General features: G+C 32.4%; 22 protein-coding genes and 3 pseudogenes. 19 read left to right on the top strand and 6 right to left on the bottom strand.

Translation table 11 applies throughout. The features are described 5' to 3' along the window. Nucleotides 1-3 precede the first annotated feature (3 nt). The 6 genes and pseudogenes from F9279_RS26165 to F9279_RS04055 form a co-directional block, all read left to right on the top strand. Nucleotides 4-363: pseudogene (locus F9279_RS26165) on the top strand (LysR substrate-binding domain-containing protein); the annotation flags it as partial. Between the two features lie 322 nt (nucleotides 364-685). Continuing rightward, nucleotides 686-1,465, top strand: a complete 780-nt coding sequence (locus tag F9279_RS04075) for a CPBP family intramembrane glutamic endopeptidase (RefSeq protein ID WP_193224437.1) — start codon at nucleotides 686-688, stop codon at nucleotides 1,463-1,465. Between the two features lie 827 nt (nucleotides 1,466-2,292). Further along, nucleotides 2,293-2,634 (top strand): PadR family transcriptional regulator, encoded by a 342-nt coding sequence (locus F9279_RS04070; RefSeq protein ID WP_152111512.1) that lies wholly within the window; start codon nucleotides 2,293-2,295, stop codon nucleotides 2,632-2,634. Beyond that, nucleotides 2,621-3,178 (top strand): DUF2812 domain-containing protein, encoded by a 558-nt coding sequence (locus tag F9279_RS04065; protein WP_152111511.1) that lies wholly within the window; start codon nucleotides 2,621-2,623, stop codon nucleotides 3,176-3,178. The genes F9279_RS04070 and F9279_RS04065 overlap by 14 nt, the downstream gene beginning before the upstream one ends. 264 nt (nucleotides 3,179-3,442) lie before the next feature. After that, the gene (locus F9279_RS04060) at nucleotides 3,443-3,916 is read left to right on the top strand and encodes a GNAT family N-acetyltransferase (protein WP_152111510.1); all 474 of its coding nucleotides are present in this window, start codon (nucleotides 3,443-3,445) and stop codon (nucleotides 3,914-3,916) included. A gap of 187 nt (nucleotides 3,917-4,103) precedes the next feature. Then, complete coding sequence (locus F9279_RS04055; protein ID WP_226793200.1) at nucleotides 4,104-4,667, top strand: hypothetical protein; 564 nt, start codon at nucleotides 4,104-4,106, stop codon at nucleotides 4,665-4,667. 250 nt (nucleotides 4,668-4,917) lie between these two features. On the opposite strand, the gene F9279_RS04050 is transcribed toward F9279_RS04055, so the two are convergent. Beyond that, complete coding sequence (locus F9279_RS04050; RefSeq protein WP_152111509.1) at nucleotides 4,918-5,112, bottom strand: hypothetical protein; 195 nt, start codon at nucleotides 5,110-5,112, stop codon at nucleotides 4,918-4,920. A 609-nt stretch (nucleotides 5,113-5,721) separates the two neighbouring features. Here F9279_RS04050 and F9279_RS04045 point away from each other — a divergent pair. The 8 genes and pseudogenes from F9279_RS04045 (at nucleotide 5,722) to F9279_RS04010 (ending at nucleotide 9,743) form a co-directional block, all read left to right on the top strand. After that, entirely contained in the window at nucleotides 5,722-5,982 is a 261-nt protein-coding gene (locus F9279_RS04045; RefSeq protein ID WP_152111508.1) for a metal-sensitive transcriptional regulator, read from the top strand. Between the two features lie 81 nt (nucleotides 5,983-6,063). Beyond that, nucleotides 6,064-6,245, top strand: a pseudogene (locus F9279_RS25560) (sulfurtransferase TusA family protein). 94 nt (nucleotides 6,246-6,339) lie between these two features. Then, nucleotides 6,340-6,819, top strand: coding sequence for a DsrE/DsrF/DrsH-like family protein (locus F9279_RS04035; RefSeq protein ID WP_152111507.1), 480 nt, complete (start codon nucleotides 6,340-6,342; stop codon nucleotides 6,817-6,819). Nucleotides 6,820-6,853: 34 nt separating this feature from the next. Continuing rightward, nucleotides 6,854-7,216, top strand: a complete 363-nt coding sequence (locus F9279_RS04030; protein WP_152111506.1) for a rhodanese-like domain-containing protein — start codon at nucleotides 6,854-6,856, stop codon at nucleotides 7,214-7,216. Nucleotides 7,217-7,239: 23 nt separating this feature from the next. Further along, entirely contained in the window at nucleotides 7,240-7,530 is a 291-nt protein-coding gene (locus F9279_RS04025) for a rhodanese-like domain-containing protein (protein WP_152111505.1), read from the top strand. 57 nt (nucleotides 7,531-7,587) lie between these two features. After that, entirely contained in the window at nucleotides 7,588-8,163 is a 576-nt protein-coding gene (locus F9279_RS04020; protein WP_152111504.1) for a sulfurtransferase TusA family protein, read from the top strand. Nucleotides 8,164-8,364: 201 nt separating this feature from the next. Then, complete coding sequence (locus F9279_RS04015) at nucleotides 8,365-9,492, top strand: MBL fold metallo-hydrolase (RefSeq protein ID WP_152111503.1); 1,128 nt, start codon at nucleotides 8,365-8,367, stop codon at nucleotides 9,490-9,492. Nucleotides 9,493-9,515: 23 nt separating this feature from the next. Next, a complete protein-coding gene (locus F9279_RS04010; RefSeq protein WP_152111502.1) occupies nucleotides 9,516-9,743 on the top strand; it encodes a sulfurtransferase TusA family protein in 228 nt (75 codons plus the stop codon). Nucleotides 9,744-9,920: 177 nt separating this feature from the next. On the opposite strand, the pseudogene F9279_RS04005 reads toward F9279_RS04010, so the two are convergent. Continuing rightward, nucleotides 9,921-10,330 (bottom strand): annotated as a pseudogene (locus F9279_RS04005) (Lrp/AsnC family transcriptional regulator). A 134-nt stretch (nucleotides 10,331-10,464) separates the two neighbouring features. Between F9279_RS04005 and F9279_RS04000 the strand changes: the two are divergent. Both F9279_RS04000 and F9279_RS03995 read left to right on the top strand, forming a co-directional pair. Further along, a complete protein-coding gene (locus F9279_RS04000) occupies nucleotides 10,465-11,235 on the top strand; it encodes an MBL fold metallo-hydrolase (protein ID WP_152111501.1) in 771 nt (256 codons plus the stop codon). 528 nt (nucleotides 11,236-11,763) lie between these two features. Continuing rightward, entirely contained in the window at nucleotides 11,764-12,366 is a 603-nt protein-coding gene (locus F9279_RS03995; protein WP_152111500.1) for a hypothetical protein, read from the top strand. Between the two features lie 424 nt (nucleotides 12,367-12,790). On the opposite strand, the gene F9279_RS03990 is transcribed toward F9279_RS03995, so the two are convergent. Genes F9279_RS03990 through F9279_RS03980 form a run of 3 tightly spaced genes read right to left on the bottom strand, consistent with a single transcriptional unit; the run spans nucleotide 12,791 to nucleotide 14,109 of the window. Beyond that, nucleotides 12,791-13,297, bottom strand: a complete 507-nt coding sequence (locus tag F9279_RS03990) for a permease (RefSeq protein ID WP_152111499.1) — start codon at nucleotides 13,295-13,297, stop codon at nucleotides 12,791-12,793. Further along, nucleotides 13,294-13,776: a hypothetical protein gene (locus F9279_RS03985; RefSeq protein WP_152111498.1), complete on the bottom strand. Its 483-nt coding sequence runs from the start codon at nucleotides 13,774-13,776 to the stop codon at nucleotides 13,294-13,296. The genes F9279_RS03990 and F9279_RS03985 overlap by 4 nt, the downstream gene beginning before the upstream one ends. Nucleotides 13,777-13,779: 3 nt before the next feature. After that, nucleotides 13,780-14,109 carry a PadR family transcriptional regulator gene (locus tag F9279_RS03980; RefSeq protein ID WP_152111497.1) on the bottom strand — a complete coding sequence of 110 codons (330 nt, stop codon included), beginning with the start codon at nucleotides 14,107-14,109 and terminating at the stop codon, nucleotides 13,780-13,782. Between the two features lie 1,307 nt (nucleotides 14,110-15,416). On the opposite strand from F9279_RS03980, the gene F9279_RS03975 reads away from it, so the two are divergent. The 3 genes from F9279_RS03975 to F9279_RS03965 all read left to right on the top strand — a co-directional run bounded on the left by F9279_RS03975 (nucleotide 15,417) and on the right by F9279_RS03965 (nucleotide 17,474). After that, nucleotides 15,417-15,902 (top strand): tetratricopeptide repeat protein, encoded by a 486-nt coding sequence (locus tag F9279_RS03975; protein WP_152111496.1) that lies wholly within the window; start codon nucleotides 15,417-15,419, stop codon nucleotides 15,900-15,902. 455 nt (nucleotides 15,903-16,357) lie between these two features. Continuing rightward, nucleotides 16,358-16,624 (top strand): hypothetical protein, encoded by a 267-nt coding sequence (locus F9279_RS03970; RefSeq protein WP_152111495.1) that lies wholly within the window; start codon nucleotides 16,358-16,360, stop codon nucleotides 16,622-16,624. 601 nt (nucleotides 16,625-17,225) lie between these two features. After that, complete coding sequence (locus F9279_RS03965) at nucleotides 17,226-17,474, top strand: hypothetical protein (protein WP_152111494.1); 249 nt, start codon at nucleotides 17,226-17,228, stop codon at nucleotides 17,472-17,474. Between the two features lie 92 nt (nucleotides 17,475-17,566). Here F9279_RS03965 and F9279_RS03960 read toward each other — a convergent pair whose 3' ends face one another. Further along, complete coding sequence (locus tag F9279_RS03960; RefSeq protein WP_193224436.1) at nucleotides 17,567-18,967, bottom strand: PLP-dependent aminotransferase family protein; 1,401 nt, start codon at nucleotides 18,965-18,967, stop codon at nucleotides 17,567-17,569. Nucleotides 18,968-19,036: the final 69 nt, after the last annotated feature.

The following is a 19,036-nucleotide window of genomic DNA, read 5'->3' as shown; positions in this document are numbered from 1 at the left end:
AATCGGAAACTCACTATTGCTGTTGCTCCACAAATAGCATCCTCTATACTCCCAGATATTCTGCTGGATTTTATAGAGGAGAATCCTGATATCGAGGTTATTGTAAATATAGTAAATTCATTCAATATAGGGGAACAGATTAGACTTAGCAATGCAGACATAGGTATCTGTAGAATGGAACCTATTCAAAAAGACATATTATATGAAAATATTCATCGAGACCCAGTTATTCTTGTGGCACCGTATAAGAAGGAAAAGGGAGGGCACTTCCCTAATGAGATAGAAATACTTAAACAATATAGGCTCTTGGTAAATAACCACCCCACTTATTGGGGAAAACTCCTTAACCCTAATCTTATGTAAGAAAAGGGATTATTCGATAGAGAATTTTATCTATTCTTAATTATAATACCTTCCCAATAAATATAAGTGATTTGTTTTAATTTTTATTAACAAAGTAAGTTTTCAACTTTATCCTTTTTACTTACTTGATGGTGGGGAAATTGGTCCATAGTATTACAAATTCCTCTTTTTATAATTATTGTGACTTAAAGAAGGGGGATGGCGAGTTCTATTCAATCCGAAATGTAAAAGGAATAGAATAATAGTTTCATTATTTGTATTATGTATGCAAACTTTCGTCGATAAAGCAAGAAATATCTTTGCAGAAGGGGAGGTATATGATATGAAAAATATTATTTGTATTATATTATTTGCTTTTCTTATCATTTTTTTACAAACTCATAATCAAATTCTAGTTATACTCTGGTTGTTAGTTTCAATTTTATTGGTTAAGTTAGATAATACTTTAAAATCATTTATTATAACTGTCTTATTCTTTGGTATTGGTTTTTCCCTTTATTTATTTATCATAAATATTCTTCTAGTTGAAATTGAAATAAAGGAACTATCTATCTTGCTAAGTAGATTATCATTGATTATTATTTTATTGCCGATGTTACTCTTTTCTCTTTTTTCTCATACTAAATTTAATAACTACTGGAACAAGCCAAAGTGGAATGAAACAATTTTCTTTCCTTTTATTTGGTCAGGTATTCATAGCACAAAGGTAAGTACATTCCTTATCATTGCCTTCACTACAAATATTTTAATATTTATACCCTTAATCATCTTAAAGGGAGGGGCTTTTTTTCAAGACATATGGCTAGTCGCTCTTGTATTTTCATTAACAAATGCATTTTTTGAAGAAATAATTTGGAGAGGTACTCTTTTAACTCGTTTTTCTGAACAATTAGGAGAAAAATATGCTGTTATAGCAACAAGCATTGGTTTCGGTCTGCAGCATTATTCGCTTGGTTTTTCATGGATTTTATGTATTGTTTTCTCATTCGGAGGTTTTTATTATGGCGGTATTTCAGTAAAATCTAAAAGTATTTTTCTTTCAATTATATGGCATCTTATTCTAAACCTACTAATGGTTTTCAGCGGACTAATATTAACTTAATGGTCGTACTGCCTTCAAAAGCTATATAAATTTAGGAGTTAGGATGTTCCTGACGAGCATTTTTTAACTTGGCAAATAATTCAGATTGTGAACTAAATGACTCCTTGAATTAATTACAAAAAAACCTCATGGAACTTTTATAAAAAAACCTAAACGTTTTGCTATTGGTGCAATTGCTATTTAAGGTGCTTTCCTTTAAATAATTGAAATGATAATAAACAAGAGTAATCTGAATCAGGCTTTTGAAACGTTGGATGAGCAGACCCAAATGCAAAAGCGTGAAGGACAACGGCTGGATAAGTTGACGACCGTGCGGAAAGAACGAGAAGTCCGTATACCTTTATCTGTTCCTTGCCAAAGTAACCAGTCGACTAAGGAAAGCTTATCAAGTGATAGTATTGGGTATGTTCAGTAGGAAAGTGCGATGACCCCCCGTGAGGTCTCCACTTCAACTTTAGGTATTGGTATATAAGGAAATCCGAAATTACCGGGAAAATAAGAGTTGAATATAACACTTTAGTAAGCCGTATGCCTTAATTAGGTCACGTACGGTTTGATGAGGGGGTGGCCATGTGAATGGTCACCCCACTCTATCTAATGGTGGTATCGGGGCAGGATAATTTAAGTGAAAATATTCACAAGTTAACCATTAAGATACTAAATCATTAGTGTCTACTTAGTTACATTCTTTCGAGATTATGGTGTCATTCTATTAACGCGATGTTTGTTATTGTGTAGAATCATAATTTTGTTTATAGCTTGACTATCGATATATTTATATATATATTATGAGTGTCGATATATTGTAGGACAATATAAAAGAAAAGGTGATTCCTGTAAATCCATTATCAGAATCTACATATTTAATTTTATTAGCCCTTTATCGAGAGCCACTTCACGGTTATGGCATTATTAAAGAAATTGAAAATACCAGTGAAGGAAAGTATATTATCGCACCTGGGACTCTTTATGGAGTATTAAAAAATTTAGAGAAACAAGGGTTGATAGAAACAATAGCTTTTGAAAAGGAAAAACGTAAGAAGAAAACATATTGTATTACGGATCAAGGAAAAGATGTACTTCATACGGAGTATACGAGATATATTCGGATGATTAATTATTCAAAGATAATTATTCAAGGAGGGATGGGGAGTAGTGAAAAAAATTAATACTACTAAAAAGGTGACAAAACGTTTTACTAATTTTTCTAAGGAAGAAGAATGGTTACAAAGTATGTTAAACGAAGGTTGGATACTTAAAAGTTATGATTCAGAGGATGTTGATGAATGTCAATATATCTTTGAACAATCACAAAATGAAAATCTTCAAAATGTAATTTACAAAATTGATTTTCGTAACTTAAATAATAAGAGAGAGTTTGAGGAGTATAAAGAGATTTTTCAAGACTCTGGTTGGACGCTGCTTTCAAAAAGTAAGTGGTACTCCAAGCATATTTTTTATAAGAACTCCACTAATGCACAAAGCGATATTTTTTCGGACCAGGAATCCTATAGAGAGAGGGAGAAACGAAAAATGACTTCTCTCCTTTTATATACTGGTTTGTCCTTTACTGGTTTTATAATTTCTATTGGTTTATTGATGGTCTTTGAATATGCTTATTTTGGGGCATCTGGGATTTTCCTTTTATACATAAGTTCTAAATATACAATTGATTACTTTAGGCATAGAAAAGCCTTCAAGTCAATTCTTTAGATTTAAGAAATTCAGCAAGAGATATTATTATTTGGACTTGGATGCTACTTCTTATAAAAATTTCACATTGAATTTCAATTGCTTTTTTGAGTTCTCTAATAGGGTGCATTAATCCAAGATGGATTGAATGCACCCTTTAGTTTATTTTATTATGTCACTATAGGGGAGATTAGTGGAAGAAACTTTTATATAATTTGTTATCATATTTTATAATGTTAAATGAGTAATCTTAAATAAGTGTTTGGAAGATATGGGGGAATTCACTTGAGTATTAAAGAAATAACGATAGAAAATAGAGAAAAGGTAGTTTCTTTTTTTAAAGTACATTGGGGAAGTCCTGAAATGGTAATTTCAACTGGTATTTATCGATGCGATATTTTGGATGGATTCATTTTTGAGGTGAATAATCAGATTATTGGTTTAGTTACTTATATAATTAAAGATAATGAAATTGAGGTTATTTCATTAGATAGTCTTCAAGAAGGAAAGGGCATTGGCACCTCATTGATGGAGAAAGTTGAAAACATAGCAAAGCAGAAAAAAATACAAATAGTAAGTTTAGTAACCACAAATGATAATATAAATGCTTTAAAATTTTATCAAAAAAGAGGTTACAGAATTACAACTGTTGTTCCTAATGGTGTAAATAAAGCACGAGACTTAAAACCTTCAATACCTTTAATAGGAAATGAAGGAATTCCATTAAATGATGAATTAATATTAAAAAAGATATTGTAGGTACAAAAAAATCTTATGGACTGATTATTAGAAATATTCCACTAACTAATTCTTATGTAATAAACGGGGCAGCATTCCTGTTATGAGTGAAACCATTGCTTATGGTAGAAAAGGGGCAGTGGAAGAAGGGAAATGATTGTAACTGAATAAGAAATACTAAACCTAAATATAATTTAGGGTGAAGAAAATGAATAAAAGTAAACCTTTACTAGTGATTTTATTTAGTATATTAATTTGTGGGTTGTCTAATGGAACAGTAAATGCAAAAACAAACGATACCCATTCTCTTAAGGGGAAAACAACTCCTGAAGTCCAACAACTCAATAATTTAGAAATCCAGTTAATGTCTTTTATGAATGGTTTAATGGTAGGCGAACCAAAACAAGCCATTGAATTATGGTTATTAGGCGTAAATAATCGAAGTGGTGCTGTTCAATATGCAATGTTGTCCCCTTCTCTTCAAAAACAATCGAGGAGTAAATTTGAGCAAATTCGCTGGGTAACAGGGCAGTCAAGCCCTTCGGTTAGCAACTTTCGTTTTACCAACGTAGAAAAACTTAGCGAATCCAAAATTCGGTATACAGTTAAATACGATTTATGGGCATCATATGGAAATTATGGTGGTGGACAGAAGATTATAGTTGTTGAAAAGAATTTAGAACCACTTAGAGAGTATTGGTTTATTTCATCAATAACAACGAAATATAATCAATGGGAAGCATTTACACCAGCCGAGACAGTTTTAAAATAGAGCAAAATGTATATATGTTCAACGGTGCTTTCCTTATATAAAAAGGAAGCCTTTTTCTAATGTCTGAATCTTGGCAGCTTCCCTGTAAGAAATTGAAAAAACTCTTTTGGGAGAAACGGGGCAGGATTGTGGAAGAAATGAGTTACTTCTTTTAATGTAGCTGTTGCAAAGAATGACAAGAATAATCATTAAAAAAACATTACCATAAAGAAAAAAGAGCAATTAAATCCTTTTTTTCCATTAGGTAATGTTACTTGGATTTTTTGATTTCTATTATTTTAACTATGGTGGATGTAACTAAAGTTACAGCAATAATACCTAAAAGTATATTTGTTACATTTAATATGCTAATTAATTGTTCAGTTAGGTTGTTGGTACCATTGGTAAGGTTATCAGACATAACACCTATGTAATCTATTAGTGTGTCGCCTTGTTCTTCATTCATTTGTATTCCTCCTTCTAAAAATAAAAATAGTTAATATTAGTAATAAACATATTTTAAAATAAGGTTATTTCTTAAATTATATCACAAATTATGTACGATATTATTGGTTAAGGGCATTGCAAAATATGTGGTAAAAAGGACATGATACTTTTAAGGCAGTAAGAAAAGGGATAAGTTTGTGAAGGGATACACTTAAACAAACGGGTGCTTTTCCTTAATAAAAAGTGCATCTATTTTCGTTAAAGATCCAGATTAAAGCTGTGTCTAAAATCTGAATATGCTTGGATCTTGTGGCACTGCTTTTTTGTTTGTCCATGTCTATTTATCTGTTTGTGTAACTAAAAGTGGGTCATCAAATAACAGAGATACGGGTGATAACATTACATATGTTTGTTATAAATTATTAATCTAAGTGTAAAAGAATCCTAATATTGGAGTTGTATTATTATTGACAATATACCTAGTGGGGTATATTATAAAGCTTGTCAGTGAAAATATTTCGTCTGATTATGAGTTTAGATGAATATATCGGTATCAAATGCTCAATTATATAGCATAAATTCTACGTATAAGATTTACTTAGTAGCAATTAAACAGGGAGTGAGGAAAATGGATTATAATGATCAAATAAAAAATAGAGTAAAACGTATAGAAGGACAGTTAAGAGGTATTTTGAAAATGATGGAAGAAAATAAAGATTGCAAGGAAGTAATCACCCAATTATCTGCGTCAAGAACTGGAATTGACCGAACAATAGGGTTAATTGTTAGTTCAAATTTAATTGAATGTGTACGGGAAGCTGACAAAAATGGTGAAAATACAGAGGAATTAGTAAAAGAAGCTGTAAGCCTCCTTGTAAAAAGTCGATAAGAAAAGAGTTGACATCTTCTCTTTTTTTGAATGATTAAATACCCATAGGGGTAACTGTATTAGAAAAATAGGTAATTACAAATGAAGATAGATAAGATGTTAAATGCTAAAGGTTTAGCGTGTCCGCTATCTATTGTAAAAACATAGAAAGCTATGACTGAGATTGAAACAGGTTAAATCTTAGAAATCCATACAACTGATGAGGCGCAAAGAACTATCTGACTGCTTGGTCTAAAGCAATTGAGCATGAACTATTGAGTTAGAAAGAAGAAAATGGTGTATTAAAGTTAATGTGATTTATTAAATCATACAATACCCATACACGTATAGGTTTTACTAAACTAGGAGGATAAGAATATGACAGAAAAGAAGAAAACAACCATTGTACTATTTAGTGGTGATTATGATAAAGCAATGGCTGCCTATATTATAGCTAATGGCGCAGCTGCTTATGATCATGAAGTAACTATTTTTCATACATTTTGGGGCTTAAATGGCTTACGAAAGGATGAAGATATTCCGGTTCATAAAGGTTTTATGGAAAGAATGTTTGGCAAAATAATGCCTAAAGGTGCTGATAAAATGGGGCTTTCCAAAATGAACTTTGCTGGATTTGGTCCTAAGCTGATTAAAGATACGATGAAAAAGCATAACGCTATGTCTCTGCCACAATTAATTGATATGGCTCAAGAACAAGATGTGAAACTTGTGGCGTGTACTATGACAATGGATTTGTTAGGTCTTAAAGAAGAAGAGCTATTAAATAATATTGAATATGCAGGGGTTGCTGCTTATTTAGCGGATGCTGAGGAAGGAAATGTAAACCTGTTTATATAATTAAAAAGTTTCCATGGATAAAGGAGGTTACGGTATGGTCTATATAAATTATCTTGTTATCGTGTTATTACTATTATTTTTTTTGAAAAAGTTACTACCAATAAAAGGAGTTAACAACATAACTACAACAGAATTAAGAAAAGAATTAAATAATAAGAACAAGCAATTTGTTGATGTTCGAACGAATGGAGAGTTTAAAGGAAATCATATCAAAGGTTTTAAAAATATACCACTACATCAACTTGCTCAATTAGCAGAGAAAGAACTTTCAAAAGAAAAAGAAGTTATTGTAATCTGCCAAAGTGGGATGAGGAGTCAACAAGCTAGTAAAACTCTAAAAAAATTAGGTTTTGGAAATGTAACAAATGTCAAAGGCGGCATAAGTGCATGGTTTTAAATAAATGTCAGGAGGATTATATAATGAAACAAATGGCTGTACAAGAAGTGAAGACTCTTTTAAACGAAGGGGAAAATTTGAATATTATTGATGTACGAGAAGTAGATGAAGTATCTAAAGGGAAAATTTTAGGTTCCGTTAATATTCCATTAGGTTTAGTGGAGTTTCGTATGCATGAATTAGATAAAGGAAAGCAATATATCATGGTGTGCCGTTCTGGAGCAAGAAGTGGTCGTGCCACACAATTTCTTGAAGAGCATGGATTTAATGTGATAAACATGACTGGTGGAATGCTTGCTTGGGAAGGAAAATAGAAAAAAATATTTTTAATTTCAAAAATACCCAGTTGGGTATAAATGTGGAGGTTTAAAATGAAAAACTTAAAAGCAAATATGATTTTAGATGCAAAAGGCTTAGCATGTCCAATGCCCATTGTTAAAACCAAAAAAGAGTTGAAAAATTTAGCGGCAGGGCAAGTACTAGAAGTTCAAGCGACGGACAAGGGCTCTAAAGCAGATATGAAAGCATGGGCTGAAAGCACTGGACATCACTATCTAGGAACCATTGAAGAAGGGGAGTTACTGAAGCATTATCTTCGTAAATCTTCAAATGAAGAATCAAATGAAAAAAAACATCCAAATGTTATTAACAATGAAGAACTAGAGAAGAAGATAGAAATAAATAAAAGTATTGTTGTAATTGATGTCAGAGAAACTGCAGAATATGCATTTAAACATATTCCTAAAACTATCTCTATTCCGCTTGGTGAATTAGAAAATAAATTAAATGATTTAAATAAAAATGATGAAATTTACGTAGTTTGTCAAACAGGAAATCGTAGCGATCTTGCTGCACAAAAATTATCCGAAAATGGATATAAAAACGTTATTAACGTTGAACCAGGAATGAGTCAATGGAATGGAAAATCAAGCAGTATAAATGATTGAATAATGGTTAATTAACGATGAAAAGAAGAAGCAATTATTGCAAGTAAAGGAGGATTAGTTGATGCTTATTAGGTTTTTAACATTACAGATTGCAGTAGCAACTGAACAAGAAGTATCCATTTTCTTTACTTTGGAAGAGTTAACTTTCACTTTCTAGATTAATATTTTTTTAAATATAATAATACCACAGGGGGTATATGCATGACTGCTAATGTAATGACTTCAAAAGATGTGACGAAAAAAGTTTTTAATAAAGATGAGTTGTTTATTTTGGATGTTCGTAATGAAAGTGATTTTAACGATTGGAGGATTGAAGGGAAAAACTTCGAATATTTAAATGTTCCTTATTTTGAATTACTTGATGGTGTAGACGACATTTTTGGTGAAATTCCTACTAACAAAGAAGTATTAGTTGTTTGTGCAAAAGAAGGATCATCAGTAATGGTGGCAGAAATGCTATCTGATGCCGGTTTAAATGTGTCTTATCTTAAGGGTGGAATGAAAGAATGGAGTGAACATTTAGAACCGGTTAAAATAGGTAATCTGAATGATGGTGGAGAAATTTATCAATTTGTTCGAGTTGGTAAAGGCTGTCTTTCCTACATGGTGTTATCGGAAGGGGAAGCAGTAGTAATCGACTCATCACGTATGACAAGTACCTATCTTGAGTTTGCTGAGAGTAAGAATGCGAAAATTACACATGTTTTTGATACACACCTTCATGCAGACCATATTTCTGGAGGGCGTACAATTGCTGAGAAAACAGGTGCTACTTATTGGTTACCACCAAAGGATGCAAAGGAAGTGACTTTTGCATACCAACCATTAGAAGATGGTAATGATATAAAAATCGGTAACTCAACTATTAATATTGCAGCTTTATATTCACCCGGCCATACGATTGGTTCTACTTCATTTATTGTGGATAAAAAATACTTACTTTCAGGCGATATTTTGTTCATTGATTCCATTGGAAGACCAGACCTTGCAGGTATGGCAGAAGACTGGGTGGGTGATTTAAGGGAAACTTTGTATCAACGCTACAAAGAATTGTCAGAAGAACTAATTGTCCTACCAGCACATTTTATGATCATAGATGAGTTGAATGGAGATGGAAGTATTGCAGAAAACCTTGGTATATTGTTTAAAGAAAATCATGGACTCAATATCGATGGTGACGACGAATTTAGAAAATTAGTAACAGAAAACCTACCACCTCAACCAAATGCATATCAAGAAATTCGTGAAACAAATATGGGGAAAATTAATCCGGACTTAGAGAAACAACAAGAGATGGAAATTGGACCTAACCGTTGTGCCGTTCGATAATTTGAAAATAGGAGGAATACGAGATGGATTCAAATAAAGTATTAGATGCTAAAGGGTTGGCCTGCCCAATGCCGATTGTAAAGACAAAAAAAGCAATGGGAGAAATGGAAACAGGACAGGTATTAGAAGTCCATACAACAGATAAAGGAGCAATAAACGATTTAACAGCTTGGACTAAATCAGGTGGACATGAATTAATAAAACAGGAAGAAGAAAATGGAGTATTAAAATTTTGGATTAAAAAGGGATGAAAAAAAGGTAACCAATAGGGTTCCTTTTTTCTAAAGAGGTGAACAACTTGGATATTACTCTATAATTACGATTTTTATTATTGGATTTGTTGGTTCTTTTATTTTTGGTTTTTTGAATCAAATTAAAAAGTGATCTTTTCTAATCATTAGTCCTTTGGTATTCAAACATTTGATGTACTATTTATCAATAACAATCGATAATTTATAGTTAGCATACTTGTTTAACTCTTCCAAAAATTGATTTAAATGTTCATTAGATGAAAATTTACATTCAAGAAGATAACAACCATCACCACTGATTTTATAGTTACGTACAAGGTATTGTTCCTGCACTTTGATAAATGATAAATATGGCTGATGGTTAAGCTTTGTGTAATGATAGTAATAAAAGCATGTATATAATATCCCAATTTGATTTGGTTGAGTTTAATGGTATATTCCTCAATAACTCCACTATCCTCTAATTTGGCCACTCTTGCTGAAGTAGCTGGTCCAGTCAAATGGACTTTCTCTCCCAGTTCTTTCATCGTTATTCTACTATTCTTGGATAATTCGTCTAGGATAAGAATATCTGTGTTATCTAACATCATTTGATTAACTCCTTTCATAAATAAAGTCAAAGGAGGAAAACACTTTATTTATACTATGTAATACTCAATAGGACATAGTTTAAAATATACACTGTTCCAAAGAAATTTCAATAGAAAAGGAGTTAATATATATGAAGATACAACTAGTTCGTAATGCAACAATCATTGTGGAATATGCAGGAAAAAGGTTTTTGATTGATCCAATGCTAGCCGAAAAAGGAGCTTATCCTCCTATGGCTAATCCAGCATCTAGTGCACCACAAGGCGATCAACCTTATCCTTTAGTTACCCTACCAACATCCATTGACAATATAGTGAATGTAGATGCTGTCATCGTGACCCATACTCATCCTGATCATTGGGACGATATTGCTAAAGAAGTGTTGGCAAAGGATCAAAAAATATTTGTCCAAAATGAAAAAGATGCAACTAGAATTCAAAATGCTGGTTTCAAAAATATAGAGCTTTTAAAAGAGGATACAGTTTATGAAGGGATACAATTAAGCAAAACGAGAGGAGAACATGGTAGAGGAGAAGTCTTGAAACTTGCTGGTAAAGTGTGTGGAGTTGTTTTCAAACATGCAAATGAGAAAACATTATATGTTGCTGGAGATACGGTGTGGTATGAAGGAGTTCAAGAAGAAATCAACACACATAAACCAGATATCATGGTTGTAAATGCTGGTGATAATCAATTCATTCAAGGTGGTTCTCTAGTAATGGGGAAAGATGATGTTTATCAGGTTTACCAAGCTGCTCCTAATGCAAAAATTATTTGTGTTCACATGGAAGCTGTAAACCATTGGACACTATCAAGAAAAGAATTAATGAGTTTTGTCAGCCAAAAAGAGATTTCCTCTCAAGTATTAGTTCCGGAAGATGGAGAATCTTACTCGTTTTAAATAATAATGGCCTAATCATAGAGGTAGAATTAGCCCTGACGTGGCTAAATCTATTTGATGGTTTAATAAAGGTTGAACTAGAAAAAAGAAGGCATCTAGCTATTTGTTGTTGATTTCTGCAAAAAAACCTAAATGATAACTTCAATATGGAAGTTGTAATTTAGGTTTTTACTTTTATGAGGAATCCTATTATCTACTAAAAAAATAGTAGATAATAGGATTCTGTTAATTAGCCAAGATTAATATAAGTCAAAATTTTATAGGAGCATTAAAGCATCTCATGAAACACTAGGTAATAATGAGCGGTAGTACCTTGTTGATAAACTCGAAAATAAACATTATAAGTAGAACCGTTGTTATTGAGTTGATGTTTTCTAATATCGTAATCTGGGAGGTTAGTGAAAAATGAAACTTTACACAGAAACTAATCGTATGAAGTTATAACTATATTACATAGTGTTAGGATACTTTCTTAAGAATTTAAAGTATATATCTAATAGATAAAGATAATTCAAAGGGGGAGATTTAGTGGGCAGAAAAAAGCGGCATATACAAAGCTCGGAACAAATGAAACATAATGTTGCAAATCGAAAGAGGGCAAGAATTATATATGGTTTCCTTATTGTAATGATTGCTTTCGTTTTGGCAGGTGTGACTTTTAGTGCCTTAAGAATACTTTTTGCTACAAATCTTTATCACGCATTTATCTACGATTGGGTAGGAACTGTTTCTTTTTACTTGGCTGGTATGACCCTACTTGTCTTTTTTATTTATTTTTGCCTCGTTATCACAATAAAAAATCCCCAAAAAGTAAGCAAGATTCAGGTGTTTTCATTTGGAGGGTTTGGATTAATTTGTTTGGCCATAAGTATAGTTTTTTTCCCTGAGCTTAGTTCTTTTACAATTAATGGTGTGAGAGATATGAAGGATTACTCTAATGGTGTGGTGAAGATTGAAGATCTTAAAGTTGTGGATGTGTATACTGGTGGCGACACAAATATTGCACTAATTGCGACGGAAGAAGAAGAGCTTACGCTGCTGATATACAATATTCAGATAGAAGAAGGCGAAACATACCGGTTCACATATATGGAACGGACTGGAAATATTTTAAATGTTGAAGAGAAGTAATTTCATGTATTTCATATAATCTTGAAGTTAAAATCAAGATATTCACCCTTGAACAGATTATTGGTTATATAGAGACTTCTGTTGATAAGGGATTAAGCTGTATTAAATCATTATAAAGTTAACGTGACTTCTTTTTACGAATGAAAGCTTTTCTCTTATGTCGCAAAGGTTCATTTTAGTTTCTGAAGGAAATTAAAAAGAGGATACAGTGCTCGTATCCCCTTTTTTTGTAAGTACAAGGTTTATTTGGAAAATGATAGTATTCACGAACAATCTCTAGAGTCAAGTCAAGCTAGAGTTCATAATCTTAAAAACTCCCCTATTATTTTTTTATATGAAGTTCTATAGAAGGGGGGAATTAATTTTAACTCTTCAGCTATTATAGAATCAGGAATTAAGTCCTTAATGTCTTTTAAAACTAAACTTACTTAATCAATTTTTGTCTGTCATAAATTTTTTCAAAAAGAATTCCTGTTAAATAGTAAAACACGAGCCCAAAACAAATGTGAATAAGTGTGAATTTAGAGCCAAATGAAGTGATTTCATAGACTATTACTGGTAATTTCACTGTTGACCAAGCACCTAAGAAAAACACTATATATCGGACACTGGCTCCTTTTTTCAATAATAGTACTGCAATTGGAAAGGCAATATAAAGAGGTCCAGCAGCTACCGTTGCTAATAATAAGGTGAAAAAGACTCCATATATTCCTGATTTTTCACCCATATACCGAATAAGTAATTCTTTCTTTACCCATTGATCTAATAATCCGACTAAAACGAATATAGGAGGAAGCAGGAATAACATATCCAAAATACTATTACCTGTTATCTGAATGGTTTTAATGGCTATAGATTGATTGAAAAACGCGAATATAAGAAGTATGAATAATAAGATGAAAAAGAACCGATATTGTTTTAGCTTTGTCATGTCATTATCACCCCAATAATCAATGCGAATAGAAGAGACATTATGATAGCGGAAATATTTCGAGCATAAGCAAAGCTTCTTCCAAAAGTTTTTTGTTCCATAGATAAAGTTACAAGTCCCACAGACATCATTGTTGACATTAAAACGGCTACTTGTGGAAGAGCAGCACCATTTTGAATTAATGTATGTCCAAGAGGAAAGACAATAAAGCTGGGTACTAAAGCAATAGAGCCGATGAATGTTGAGTAAATGATACCTAGTAAGCCAGAACTTTCACCAATAATGGATGAGATGAATGTCGGTGTAAATAACGATAATGTTAGCCCAATGAAAAGCATAATGGCTAATAAATCTGGTAAAACATTGCAAAACATTTTCCATGAATTTAATAAGGCAACCTTCGATTTATTTTTGTCTTTTATGAAGGAAATGCCTAAAAAAATAGCAGCAATAGTATAGAGAATAATTCCACTAACCATTGTTTAATTCTTCCATTCTTTATATTTTTCTAGGAAAAACGATAAATTTTTCATTTTTTCTGCAATATCTATTTGAAACTCCTCTAATTTCCTTTTACCAACTTTAGTGATTTTGTACATCCTTATTGGTTTATCAGTAACGGATGTATCGAGATAAGACTCTACAGCACCTTCTTCCTCTAATTTTTTTAGTGTACGATATAATATCGAACTATCAATTGGATTGATGGGTAGTTCTTCCTCACATTTTTGTAGGAGTTTCCCTCCATAGTTGTCTCCCTCTGTTAAAAATAGCAATAGAAATGCACCGGTATGTCTCCCTGTATGTTTCATAAGTAATAACCTCCATCTATTTTATCGTAAATATAATACTGTTAATAACAGTATGCTGTAATGGACAGTATGCTGTCAATTTTTTTCTTTCTGATAAATTAAAAAAATTTTGATATAGGTTATAGCAAAGAAAAATTCAGAAGTATAATTAGAGATTTCAAGGAAATAGAAATTAGGAAAATGAAGACAATTGAACAGCAAATTGAAGTTTTGGGGTTCCTGGCTTTTTAACCGCATTATTTACTGTTTCTGTAGTCCTTCTAGGAATACCTTCCTCCTAATCTGTTAGAAGGAGGCACATTGTTTAAAAAAGATTATGTCAATGAAATTGTCTCCAATTTTTATTTTGTAGGAATCATCAAATTAAGCGGAGAATTCCAACTAATGGCAAATATAATGTAAATTTCCTTTCTAATAAGCGGATTTTTCCGGTTATGGAAGAAAAATATCTCCAATTTCATGTATTCTAAGGAAATAGGCGTAATTCTCCGCCTATTTCATTTATTCTTCATGGAAGTAACGAAAATAAGAGGACTTCTACGACTATTTTTCTAAAAGTGTTCTTTTCCAAATTCTCTATGGTACGAAGCAGCAAACATTATTTCATATCTCTTTCGATTTTCTACGATTTCCATATTTGAATAGGTGAAGTACATAAAAAAATCCCTCGTTTTCCATTATGTTACGAGAGGATTTATCTCTATTTTCACAAATTGTCCATAGACAATTTTTTTTCAACAGTATGCCTCCTCCTAATCTCTTAGGAGGAGGATGGGGATTTTCGGCTAATCCTCCAAATCGCCAACCTTTATCACTGGATATGTTTTAAGCTCTTTGTCCAGAGTTTGTTTTTTTATCCATTTTCCATCCAATACTACCGCAGAGATACTTGTCGTGTTCCGAATATCTTCTAATGGGTCTAACGAGACCAGCTAGCTTTCCCTTTTCTACTGTGCCGCGGTACTGCTCACTATCTAAATATATGGAAGGGCTCAATTGTAAATTCGGTCGGGAATCATTGAAACAGAAGAAGTAAGTTCTAACTAACGATATAAGAAAATTTATCCCCTATGTAATAGCTGATATGGATTATGTAGGGAGGAACTTGAGCAACCACTACAGTATTCACGCTTGAGCAGATTATTAGGTATCTAGATACTTCTGGTGATAAGGGCTTTAAGGTTCGTTCGGAAGCTTCCTCTTGAGTCTAAATAAGGGAAGGTTAGCGAAAGAAGGAGTTTTGTGAATCAAATAGAATTACTAAGTGTTATGTGAGATAAGAAATAGAAGTATTGGAGATGTAAGTAATGAATGACAAACTAAATAAAGCAATAGATCTACGAAAGAATGGGAATCTTAAAGAATCTAACGAAGTGCTTAGTGTATTGGTAAGGGAATTTCCAGAGGATGCTCTATATAACTATCAATATGCTTGGAGCTTTGATATATTGGGAGAAGAAGAAAAAGCAGTTCCTTATTACGAAAATGCTATAAAGATTGGATTACCTTCTAAAGATATGGAAGGTGCCATATTGGGATTAGGTAGTACATATAGAGCCTTAGGAGAATATGAAAGTTCAAAGGATATATTATTAAAAGGGATAGAATTATTCCCAACTAATCAAGCAATTCAAGTATTTTATTCCATGACCTTATACAATTTAAAAGAACATAGTAAAGCCATGGAACTGTTACTAAAGTGTTTAATAAATACGACAAATGACAAAGAAATACTAAGTTATAAAAAAGCTTTGAATTTCTATTCAGATAAATTAGATGAAACTTGGAAGTAGTCTAGTTTTTTCTAGGTTTGCTTTAGGAAAACTTTATCTAATAATGAGTACTAGTAGAAGTTATTCAAAATTTGGTGGGACATGAGAAAAGGGAACTAACTAGGATATATGCTTATTAAGTAGACAATTAAGATGGAATTATATAAAAATTATTTCAGAAAGAACTGTGGAAAGCTGCAGTTCTTTTGTTTCACTATAGGGGCAGCAATCCTGTGATATGGAAAACTTTACTTATGGTAGAAAAGGGCAGGGGATAAACCTATGAAAAACCACCTTTTCCCAAAGGATGCCTGCATTTAGTTATTTCATTCGGGCTTAAAACACACTTTCTTTTAATAGGAAAGATAGGTGTGATGATAACCAATTACATTTATTTTTTTGAGAAATTCATCTTGTCTTATTTTGCAACTTTTACAATTATGTTAGAATTTAACAGTGCGTAGAAAGGAGAAATTATGAGAAATATTTTTGGTTTCTTATCAGTTGTATTCTTTATTATACCAGTAGTAGTTTACGTTATTTCTTTCTTGAGTGGTGACCTATTTTCTGGTCCTGTAATGATTTCTATTTGTCTTATTTTACCTTTCATTGGTTTAATCCTTGGCATTTTAACGAAAGGGAGAGGTCTGAAATTAACAGGTATTATTGGAAATAGTCTTATTCTTCTCGTTACAGGTGTTATTCCACTTGTTGTAAGTCTTTTCTTTTGGAACCAAGCTTAACTGGGCAAAAAATCAGGTAAGGAATATCAAACTGGTTTTGGAGCAGCCTCTTCTGTGTCTGTGGAGTGGTAGCAAATTTTCTATTCAACTAAGGGAAGGGTTAGCACAATAAAAATCATTATGATATTGTTCAAAGGATACCATTGTTTAATAAGGTATCCTTTGAATAATATTTTAGTTAACTTCTACTTCACTAATAAATGCAAGTATATAACTATCCAGCGAACAGAAACAGAAGTTGAAAAAGGTTTATTTCTAGCAAATCAAATAACACTCGATTATCAGTATATTTACTGGATAATTATGCTACAGGAGTGAAATTATTGAAATTTGGGTATTTGATAAGGAAAGCTTGGTATGTTTTTTTTATATAATTTCTAATTATTTCTATTTATTCGCAGGATAGATGTGCTTATGTTTAGTAAAGCTTGCTAATTTACTTTCAAAGAATTTCGATAAAGTTAGAATTAATCATTTTTACTAAGTTCTAGAAAATACCCTTCTACATATAAAGAATGAAGTTCAGGAGAATTTACTATACAAATAGGAAGTTAGTAGTTCAGACTTATTAGCTATTAAATGAAAAAGGGGAGAGATGTATATGGAAACGTTTATATATACAATCATTGGCATTCTTGCAATCTGGCTGATCCTTGGGATGATAGCAGAATGGATCATTGTCCATCTTTTTGATATCCAACCAAAAAGTAAATTTGGAAAAAGTTTGTTGTATTTTATCAACCTTCCTGGGAATCTCTTTATCTATTTGATAACAGCTTTAAGTACACTCATCATTATCCCGATTTTTTGGGTGATTGCTCGTCTATTCGGGAAATCGAAAAAGAATTAAAATTATTAAAAAAAATCGATCAAAAAATACCGGAGAAGTTTCCGGTGTTTTTTGATTAGAACCTGACTAAGGGGAAAAAAACTTAGCCTCTCTCACTTTTTTTCAATCCCCCAGCAATGCATTAATTGGTGAATGCCCTCCTCGATTTTCTCTAAGGGGATACCGCCAAACCCTAACAGAAAGGTTGGAAACTTATATTCTATTGGATGTAACAGATAATCGGTTACAGCGTAAATGGCAATAGAGCCTTCTGCTGCAATTCTTTTTAACTCATGCTCACTTTTTTGTAGAGGAAGAGAAATTAATATATGCATCCCGGCTTGATCTCCAGTAATGATAACTTCTGGATAATCTGTTTTTAAAACATGTGTCAGTTTATCAAGTTTCTTACGGTAAATTTTTCGCATACGGTTTAAGTGCTTGGAGAAATATCCGTCTCTCATAAAACTGGCTACAATATGCTGATCGAATCGAGGGACCGTTGCGGAATAATAGCTGAATGTTTCCTTATATTTCTTCAGTAATGTTGATGGCAAAACAAAATAAGCCACACGTAATGAAGGCATTAAAGACTTGGTAAACGTACTTAAGTAAATCACCTTATCGTTTTGGTCCATTCCATGCAAGGCAGGAATGGGTTTTCCTTTATAACGAAATTCACTGTCGTAATCATCTTCAATGATGTAGCGATTTTCCGCTTTTGCCGCCCAATGCATTAGCTGTGTTCTTCTTGTAGCGGAAAGGACCGCACCAGTTGGAAATTGATGGGAAGGGGTAATATAAACCACATTCGCATTTGTTTTTTCCAATTCATCTACAATTAATCCATCTTCATCAATCGGAATCGGAATGGCTTTATTTTGCAGTTGAATTCTAGGGATTGCCGAATAGCCAGGATTTTCGAGGGCAAAGTTTGAATCATTATCAAGCAGCCTTAAAATCATAGGAAGAAGTTGTTCTGTTCCCGAACCAATTACAATTTGCTCCGGTTTACACACAATCCCTCTTGATTGATACAGGTATTTGGCTATTTCCGTTCGTAAAATGTATTCCCCTTGGGGTTCTCCAATCTGTAACAACTCCTTTGATAATAGATCATATAAATTTTTCGCATATTTTCTCCACTGTGAAAAAGGAAAGGAGTCTGTATCAATTTTTCCTGGGTGAAAGTCAAATTGGATTTTTTTTTCTTCAGCAACCTCTACAGGTAATTCAACATGTTCTGTTTCAGCATAAGGTAATTCAGTAATATCTTCTACAAAATAACCAATCCGTGGTTTTGACACAATAAAGCCTTCTGCAATCAACTGAGCATATGAAACTTCAATAGTTGTCTGGCTAATATTTAAAAATTCGGCTAATTTTTTTTTAGATGGTAGTTTTGTTCCAACTTCTAATTGTTGATTCAAAATGGCGGTTTTAATACCAATGTAAAGCTGTTCATACAAGGGTTTTGTTGTATTTTTATTCAATTCATACATAAGCATGTCCATTCAAGTATCTCCATTCTGACCATGTAATATTTTTAAAAAGTGGCACTTTCTATATTGTCAGATTTTATT

The sequence above is a fragment of the Bacillus sp. B1-b2 genome (genome assembly GCF_009183415.1).
Taxonomy (GTDB): Bacteria; Bacillota; Bacilli; order Bacillales; family Cytobacillaceae; genus Niallia.
Note: the sequence above shows the minus strand (reverse complement) of the source record. Positions and strands in the feature narration are given on the sequence as shown.

Bases quoted from the DNA above. Each gene is read 5' to 3' on its own strand.
- F9279_RS04075 (WP_193224437.1), top strand. From the start codon at position 686: ATGAAAAATATTATTTGTATTATATTATTTGCTTTTCTTATCATTTTT.
- F9279_RS04055 (WP_226793200.1), top strand. From the start codon at position 4,104: ATGAATAAAAGTAAACCTTTACTAGTGATTTTATTTAGTATATTAATT.
- F9279_RS04050 (WP_152111509.1), bottom strand. From the start codon at position 5,112: ATGAATGAAGAACAAGGCGACACACTAATAGATTACATAGGTGTTATG.
- F9279_RS04045 (WP_152111508.1), top strand. From the start codon at position 5,722: ATGGATTATAATGATCAAATAAAAAATAGAGTAAAACGTATAGAAGGA.
- F9279_RS04035 (WP_152111507.1), top strand. From the start codon at position 6,340: ATGACAGAAAAGAAGAAAACAACCATTGTACTATTTAGTGGTGATTAT.
- F9279_RS04030 (WP_152111506.1), top strand. From the start codon at position 6,854: ATGGTCTATATAAATTATCTTGTTATCGTGTTATTACTATTATTTTTT.
- F9279_RS04025 (WP_152111505.1), top strand. From the start codon at position 7,240: ATGAAACAAATGGCTGTACAAGAAGTGAAGACTCTTTTAAACGAAGGG.
- F9279_RS04020 (WP_152111504.1), top strand. From the start codon at position 7,588: ATGAAAAACTTAAAAGCAAATATGATTTTAGATGCAAAAGGCTTAGCA.
- F9279_RS04015 (WP_152111503.1), top strand. From the start codon at position 8,365: ATGACTGCTAATGTAATGACTTCAAAAGATGTGACGAAAAAAGTTTTT.
- F9279_RS04010 (WP_152111502.1), top strand. From the start codon at position 9,516: ATGGATTCAAATAAAGTATTAGATGCTAAAGGGTTGGCCTGCCCAATG.
- F9279_RS04000 (WP_152111501.1), top strand. From the start codon at position 10,465: ATGAAGATACAACTAGTTCGTAATGCAACAATCATTGTGGAATATGCA.
- F9279_RS03990 (WP_152111499.1), bottom strand. From the start codon at position 13,297: ATGACAAAGCTAAAACAATATCGGTTCTTTTTCATCTTATTATTCATA.
- F9279_RS03985 (WP_152111498.1), bottom strand. From the start codon at position 13,776: ATGGTTAGTGGAATTATTCTCTATACTATTGCTGCTATTTTTTTAGGC.
- F9279_RS03980 (WP_152111497.1), bottom strand. From the start codon at position 14,109: ATGAAACATACAGGGAGACATACCGGTGCATTTCTATTGCTATTTTTA.
- F9279_RS03975 (WP_152111496.1), top strand. From the start codon at position 15,417: ATGAATGACAAACTAAATAAAGCAATAGATCTACGAAAGAATGGGAAT.
- F9279_RS03970 (WP_152111495.1), top strand. From the start codon at position 16,358: ATGAGAAATATTTTTGGTTTCTTATCAGTTGTATTCTTTATTATACCA.
- F9279_RS03965 (WP_152111494.1), top strand. From the start codon at position 17,226: ATGGAAACGTTTATATATACAATCATTGGCATTCTTGCAATCTGGCTG.
- F9279_RS03960 (WP_193224436.1), bottom strand. From the start codon at position 18,967: ATGGACATGCTTATGTATGAATTGAATAAAAATACAACAAAACCCTTG.